The 7306-nt window shown below is 62.1% G+C and carries 3 protein-coding genes; all 3 read right to left on the reverse strand.

Annotated features, from left to right (window positions below; genetic code table 11):
• Positions 1-462: 462 nt before the first annotated feature.
• The 3 genes from CKO42_RS25150 to CKO42_RS25160 all read right to left on the reverse strand — a co-directional run bounded on the left by CKO42_RS25150 (position 463) and on the right by CKO42_RS25160 (position 7000).
• Positions 463-789, reverse strand: a complete 327-nt coding sequence (locus CKO42_RS25150; protein WP_200251524.1) for a hypothetical protein — start codon at positions 787-789, stop codon at positions 463-465.
• The gene (locus CKO42_RS25155; RefSeq protein ID WP_200251527.1) at positions 786-1121 is read right to left on the reverse strand and encodes a hypothetical protein; all 336 of its coding nucleotides are present in this window, start codon (positions 1119-1121) and stop codon (positions 786-788) included. Before CKO42_RS25155 ends, CKO42_RS25150 begins: the two co-directional genes overlap by 4 nt.
• A gap of 155 nt (positions 1122-1276) precedes the next feature.
• On the reverse strand, positions 1277-7000 hold the full coding sequence (locus CKO42_RS25160) for a beta strand repeat-containing protein (RefSeq protein WP_200251533.1): 5724 nt from the start codon (positions 6998-7000) through the stop codon (positions 1277-1279).
• Positions 7001-7306 lie beyond the last annotated feature (306 nt).

Raw genomic sequence — 7306 nt, forward strand, 5'->3', positions numbered from 1 at the left:
GGCAAGATGGCGTGATATCGTGAAAAAACGGCCCATTTTCGCGATGGCAAGCCCCGCGAAGCGTTTTCTTTTTACCACAAACGGTCGCGAGCCCTGGATTCTAGCCCTAAGTCGGACAGGCTCCTAGCGGCAAAGAAGGCCCCCAGCAGGCTGTGACCCAAGGCCAACACCCCGCGCCACAAGCCTTCTTAAACCTCTTGGGCCGCCCGTGCGTCCTCGAGCGATGCCTCAACGAAACTCACCAGTCCTTGCATCTGCTCGATCAGTCGGGAGCCACTATACCTCTGCGGGGCGGCTGGGGTGATTTTTCCTCTCCTCGGCGGAGCGTCATGCGCAAGTCATTGATTGTTCGTTCGCCGCTGGGTAAACGAAATGTTTACCGTCCTGAAGCGCGAATTAATTCAGTGAGTTAGAGACTGCGCAAATGTCTCCAAGGTACTGGCGAACTATAGCGCGGCTTATTCAGTTGCTGACATTGGGGTTGATGGTGACGCCGCGGCGTGCCAGTTCCTGCACGACGAGGCTGGCATGGGGATGGCCTTCATCCGCCAGGCGTTTTGTACCCGCGGCAAGGGCGTCCAGTTGGCCTCGCATCTGCTGAGCCGTGACGACAGTTGGCTCCTGATTTTCATGCAATTCGACGAGGCCGCTGCGTTCCTTCATAAGCTGTGTCGTCTGAAACCCGGTCCAGAATAGCCATGCGATCATCAGGATCAGTAAAGGAAGAAAGAGATTCATGGGGCGCGACTGGCGACCTCGCCCTGTCGTGTTCCGCTCCGATGTGCTCATGGTCTCGTTTCCTCCTCATCAATGATGGGTTGCGACACGTTTCCTGGCCCAGAAGCAGAGGAGGTAGGGGCGTTGACTTGAACGCCGATCCCTTGGGAGGCCAACAATTCCCGAAGTGCCACGTCATTGTGCTGCACGGAGAGTTCAGCCAAGGTTTTTAGCAGGGGCTGATAGATCCCTTCGAGCTGCAGACTCTGCTGAATGTAGAGATTCCGCTCGGACACCTGCACCTGCAGATTCCGGTTTCCATTCAGGATGATGATGTTGGCGACGACGAGTACCAACGAGGCAGCCGCCATCATCATCAGTAGCCAATATTTCGTTTTTTCCATTGCTCCCCGCTTTGATCAATGGTTTACAGATCGCTACGCCGGAATCGACTGACCCTGGCTTTGGGTATGCTGTGACGTGGCCGTAAAGTGTTGTGGGATTGATGGACCGCGGCAATCCAGAGTTCAGAGCCGAGGATTGCCACGGGCCGCTGTGATTAACCCTGTCTCGCTGCAGAGCGGTACTGAAGGCCGACCAATGCCAACAGGCCCGGCAGCAGCAACAGCAAAACGCGTGGTTCGCTGACCGCTGCAGTGTCGCGAATGGTACCCCGGAACGTCAGACTGATATCGAATGACTCTTCAAACCCACTGGCGTTGAAGCCAACGGCGCTTAGGCCAATGCTTTCCTGAAAGATGCCGAAGCCAAGGTCTGACGTGTTGAAGGCAAGGCTTAGATTCGAGACTGAATCGCCCGCGCCAAGGTCGTTGAAGTCACCGAATCCGCTTGTCGTGAATGGCGCGCCGACTCCAGTGAGGTCATAGCTGCCGCGGAGCAGGTCGGCAGGGCCAGTGACGTTATTGCTGAAGCTCAACAAGGTGTTCAGCGTCCCAAAGTCTGGAAGCAAGGTGCCGAAGTCCACTACGAAGTCATATCCGGAAACACTCAGGGTTCCAAGACTCGAGTCCAGCGTAAACCACGGGTTGGCATAGTTGTTGACCTGTGCGAACAGATCCAGGCCGAATGTCCCGAGATCCAGGTCGTCCATGTCCGGGTTCTGGCTGGCAAACTGCAGATAGTCTCCTGAGAGGTCGAAGATCCCAGCGCTGCTGGTGTCTAACCCAATTGCCAAGCTCGAATTATCAGACTGTCCCACCTCTAATCCGGTCAGGCTGCCGCTGCCGTCGAAAGGCCCTGCAGGTAGATTCAAGAACCCGCCGGCCAGGGTGTCGTTGAGGGCTGCGGCCAGTGCCGAGTTGGTTACGGAGACGGTCTTCGCGCTAATCAGATCACCCACATGGACGATGCCGAAGTCTACGCTGGGGGTATCTACCTGGGCCTCGGCTTGCTGGTAGACCCGACCCTCTACCTGGATGGCTTCACTGCCGACAGCAATGTCTGCCGCCTCTGTGGTGCCGGCGCCGGTGGACTGGAAGTCGAGGTTCACAGTGCCGCTGATGTTCTGTGAGCTGCTGGTATCCGCCAGTCCCAGGGCCAGGCTGGTGGTATCCGTACCCTCGGCGGCCAGGTTGTCGATGTTTCCGCTGCCGGTGAATCCGGCGTCCACGCTGCCAATGTCCGCCTTGAGGCCTTCGGTGAAGGCGTCAGGAGACTGGTTGGTCACGCTGATGTTTTGCGTAGGCGCTGCGTCACCCACCCGGGCGGCCAGGACCACCGGTTGCGTGGTGTCCACCTCCGGGCTGGCCAGGCGGTAGACTGCACCCTCGACCTGGATGTCCTGAGAGGCCAAAGTCAGCTGTCCGCCGCCGAGGTTTCCGGCATCGGAGACAAAGCCGATGGTGGCGGTGCCGGCAATGGCTCCGGCTGTGGCCGTGTTCATGCCTACCTGCAGACTGTTGGTGTCCGTTGCGCCGGGCCCAAGGTCGTCAAAGCTGCCGGAGGCGGTGATCGGTGCGTTGCCGGTGATCGTGGCGTCCAAGGCTGCCTGCTGGTTGCCGCTGGCCTGGTTGGTCACGCTGACAAAGGCGGTGGGCGAAACAGCCCCTTCGCGCACATTGCCCAACAGGATGGGCTGGTCGGTGTTGATCACAGGAGCCGCCTGGTCCACCACGGTTCCGGTAGTTTGGATGGTCCCAGTCACCCCGAAGTCCTGCGAACCTACGCCCAGGATACCCAGTCCGTTGCTCACGCCGTTCACTGCGCCGGCGCTGAAGTAGTCCACCGCAATGGCGCCGTTCACGGTCCCGGCGCTGGCGGTGTTCACGTTAACCACCATGCTGGATATATCCGTCGAACCGGCCACAAGCCCGGAAATGGACCCACTGCCGCTGATCAGGTTTGAGCCCGTCCCGGAGGCGACCCCGAACTGGGCGTTGAGGTCTTCCACGAAGCCATTCGGCCCAGGGGCGATGTTGGAGATGGACAGGTTCTGGCTCACGCTCTGACCCACCTGGACCACGCCGAAGTTCAGGCTGGTGGTGTTCAGGTTGCCCTCGGCCACCTGGTAGACATTGCCGCTGACCGTGATGGTCTGGCTGCCGACACTCTCAGCCGCAAGCCCGCTGGTTCCCGTGCCGTCGGTCTCGTAGTTCAGCGTCACGCTGCCGGTCCGCGCGCCGGCCGCCGTGGTGTCGACGCCAACGCTCATCGAGCTGTTGTTACTACCGCCACCGGCCAAAAGACCGATGGTTCCGGCATTGTTCACGGCCTCGCCGTTATTGGCCCCGAAGCCTGCGTTCAGCCCCTCGGTGTACGCACCCGAGGGAGCGGTGTTGCTCACGGTCAGGGCCTGGCTCTCCGTGCCACCCACGCGCTGGTTTGCAAGGGTCACCGGATCTGGCGTGGCGCTGCCCTCGGCCATGTTGTAGCCCGTGGCGCTCAGCGCGATGCTCTGGCTATTGACGTTCTGGGCTGTGAAGCCGGCGTCGATGTGTGTGCCGTCCGTGGTGTACTGGATTTCCAGTGCGCCGGTGTTCACCCCGGCCTGGCCGTTGTCCACCGTAGCGGACAGGGCGTTGGCCTGGGAAGTGCCGCCGTCGATCAGGCCGGCTCCCAGGTTGTTGGTCGCGGCGAAGTTGCCGGTGGTGACAGCCGTGCCGATGCCCAGCTTTTCCGCCCCAGCGCCGGTGGTCAGGTTTTCCACATCGAAGCTCTGGCCCGGACCTGCCTGGCCAACCCGGAAGTTGCCCAGATCAATCGGTCCGGCGGGCGTGGCGCTGCCTTCAGCCAGGGAGGTGGCCATGCCGGTGATCTGGATGGTCTGGCCGGCGACGTTGTCGAAGTTGCTGACCACGCCGATGGTCTGACCGTCCAGGGCGCCACCGCTGGTGGCGTTGAAGGTCACGCTCAGATCGCCGATGTTCTGACCGGCTTCGATGGGTCCGAAGTTCTGGGCCGTGACGCCAGTGCCCGAAAGGCGCGCGTCGGTGAGGTCCCCGGTCCCGGCCGCAGTCTGCACCGCGCCGCGGATGTCCGCGCCGCTACCGGTGTTCGCGATCTGATAGTCCACGGTGGTGGAGGTCCCACCGCGGACATTGCCCAGATCCAGGGTCACGGTGTTCGTGCCGGCAGTGGTTACGTCACCGGTAATACCCATGTCGGCGTTTTCGCCGACGATCTGGCCGGTGCCGACCACATTGGCCCGGGCGTCGAATGCGTTGCCCGTGCCGGTATTGGCATTGGTGTAGTCCTTGGAGACGATGAAGTCATTGCTGCCCAGGTTAAGGCTGCCGGATGCCGTGCCCTGATGGTTCAGGAAGTCCGCGCTGCTGGCTTGGGTGGCCGAGCTGAGATCCAGCGCGCCGTCGGTCTGAATGGTCACCGTGCCGCTGCCGCCCTGGATGCCGCCAGTCATGGCCAGGGTTCCGCCCGTGGCCTCGATCAGGCCGCTGTTCACCGGGCGCGGGGTAACCGTGCCGTAGCCGGTCAGGGTGCCGGTGTCGGTGTTGGTCAGGCTTTTGGCATCCAGCGTGCCGCCGCCAAGCTGCAACAGACCGGAGTTGGTCAGGTCTTTGGAGGTGGTGTAGTCGCGATTGTCCAGGATGCGCAGCGTGCCCTGGTTGGTGGTCAGGCTGCCTTCAAGGTTTGTCGTGCTGAGAACCTCGGCGGCACGAAAGACGGACCCCGCCCCTTCAAGAATTATCTCGGCGTTGTTGTTCACGATCGCCGGACCGCGGATCTCGATCACCGAGCCGTCCCCGGCCGCCCGCCAGGTGCCGCCGGTCAATGTACCGGCTTGGTTGTTCAGCGTGATGCCGGTGCTGGTGTAGGTCACGGAGGAACCGTCCAACGCCTCCACCAGTCCCTGGTTGTCGAACTGGGCGCCGGTAAGCACCATGCCGCCCGCGCCGGAGGAGCGGAGTGTTCCGGTGTTCACCGAGGCCGAGGGATTTGGTGCACTGTCGTAGTGGCTGATTGTGAGCGCGGTGTCACCGTCGGCCTCGATCAGCCCCTCGTTGCGCAACCCGAGCTGGTTGCCGCCGATATTGCCAATACCGCCGCCGCCCCGGATGGTGTGCCCGGCCGCATTGGTCAGCAGCGTGGGGCTGCCGCCCGCATAGAGTCGCGAGCGAATCGTGTCCGCCATCACCAGGGTGCCGGTGCCGCCTAGGGTAGTATCCCCATTGACGAGCAAGTCAGTGTTGTTCGCGCCCGCGTCGATCACGATCTCGCCATTGTTGGTGATGTTTCCGGCGATCCGTCCGGTCTCCCAGTTGGAGACCTCAACGCGGCCCAGGTTGGTCACGCCATCGATGGTGGCCGAACTCGAGAGGCGCATCACGCCGGTGCCCGCGGTGTCCAGCGTACCACCGACGATCCGGGTGCCGGAGACCATGTCCACCAGCGCGTTGTCTTGGGCCTCGATCAACCCGCCATCATTGTCAAAGGTGTTCCGCAGCGTCAGCGTGCTCTCCGACAGCGCCCGCATCGTGCCGCTATTGACCTGGGTCTCCCCACTCAATCTCATGTTCAATCCAGCGCTACCATCAGCCTCGATGGTACCCAGGTTGTTCAAGGTCAGGTTGCCGCTCAAACCGAAGTTGCCGGAGGCTCCGCGAATGGTGTGGTCCGCGCCATGGGTCAGCGTTGGAATTGGGTCACCCGTGTTTATCCGCGTGCCGTAGACAAGGTTGGTGGCCTGGTCGCTCATCGTCAGTGTGCCGCTGCCGCCGAGGGTGGTGTCACCGGAAATGATCAGTGACGTTGACCCCCCGGTCGACTCCAGTGCGATGCTGCCGTCATTGATCACGGTGCCGGCAAGCCGGCCGGTCTGGCTATTTGCGATGGTGATGTTGGCATCGGTGGTGAGGTCGGCGAGTATGGCGTTACCGCGCAGGTCGAATGCGCCTGCACCGGTCAGCGTGCCGCCCTCGATCCGACCGCTGGTGATTGCCACCGTGCCCCCCGATGCCGCCTCGATGGTGCCGGAAGTGGTGCCAAGGAAGTTTTCCACTGTGCCGCTGCTGATCGTCAGCGTGCTGCCGTCCGTTGCCCGCAGGGTGCCGCTATTGCGCCGGGTCACTTCGTCGGTCGTGCGCAGGTTCAGTGTCAGCCCTTCACTGCCCACCGCCTCGATGGTTCCGGCGTTGTCCAGTCCGATCACAGAGCTTCCGATGTTGCCCGACCCGCTGATGCTGTGATCGGCAGCCTGGGTCAGGGTTGAACCGAAGCTACCAGTGATCCGGTTCCCGGTCTGATTGCTCATCTGCACCGAGCCGGTGCCGCTCAGCGTGGTGTTACCTTCAATCGACAAGCTGGTCGTGCCGCTGGTGGAGTCCACCGAGATGGTGCCGTCGTTGATGACGGTGCCGGCAAGCCGGCCGGTCTGGGCGTTCGCGATGGTGATGTCGGCGTCGCTCGTCAGGTCGGCGAGCGTGGCGTTGCCGCGCAGGTCGAATGCACCCGCGCCGGTCAGCGTGCCGCCCTCGATACGACCGCTCGTGATCGCCACCGTGCCACCCGATGCCGCCTCGATGGTGCCTGCGGTAGCGCCAAAGGCGTTTTCCACCGTGCCGCTATTGATCGTCAGCGTACTGCCGTCCGTGGCCCGCAGGGTGCCAGTGTTGCGCCGGGTCACGTCGTCGATCGTGCGCAGGTTCAGCGTCAACCCCGCGCTGCCCACGGCCTCGATGACCCCGGCATTGTCCAGCCCAATGAAATTAGCACCGATGCTGCCTGACCCGCTGATGCTGTGATCCGCAGCATGGGTCAGGGTTGAACCGATGCTACCAATGATCCGGTTGTTAGCCTGGTTGCTCATCTGCACCGAGCCGCTGCCGGTCAGCGTGGTATCGTCCTGAATGGATAGGCTGGTGGTGCCGCCGGTGGACTCGAGGGCGATGGTGCCAGTGTTGGTGATCGTCCCTTCGATGGGGTGCAGCCTTGTAATGATGTCGCCTTGAGGAGTACGCTATAACCTCCTGATGAAGCAGACAGTAATGGAATGGTCCGCCCCGCTCCTCCAACACACCCCGAGCGGGCACAATAAGCGATGATGAGAACCCATCGTCAACCAAGGTAGCGGAGCAGACCAATGACAGAGACTCACAAAGACCGGGCCATCACG

Origin of the sequence: Lamprobacter modestohalophilus, from assembly GCF_016583905.1 — a bacterium.
Lineage (GTDB): Bacteria > Pseudomonadota > Gammaproteobacteria > Chromatiales > Chromatiaceae > Lamprobacter > Lamprobacter modestohalophilus.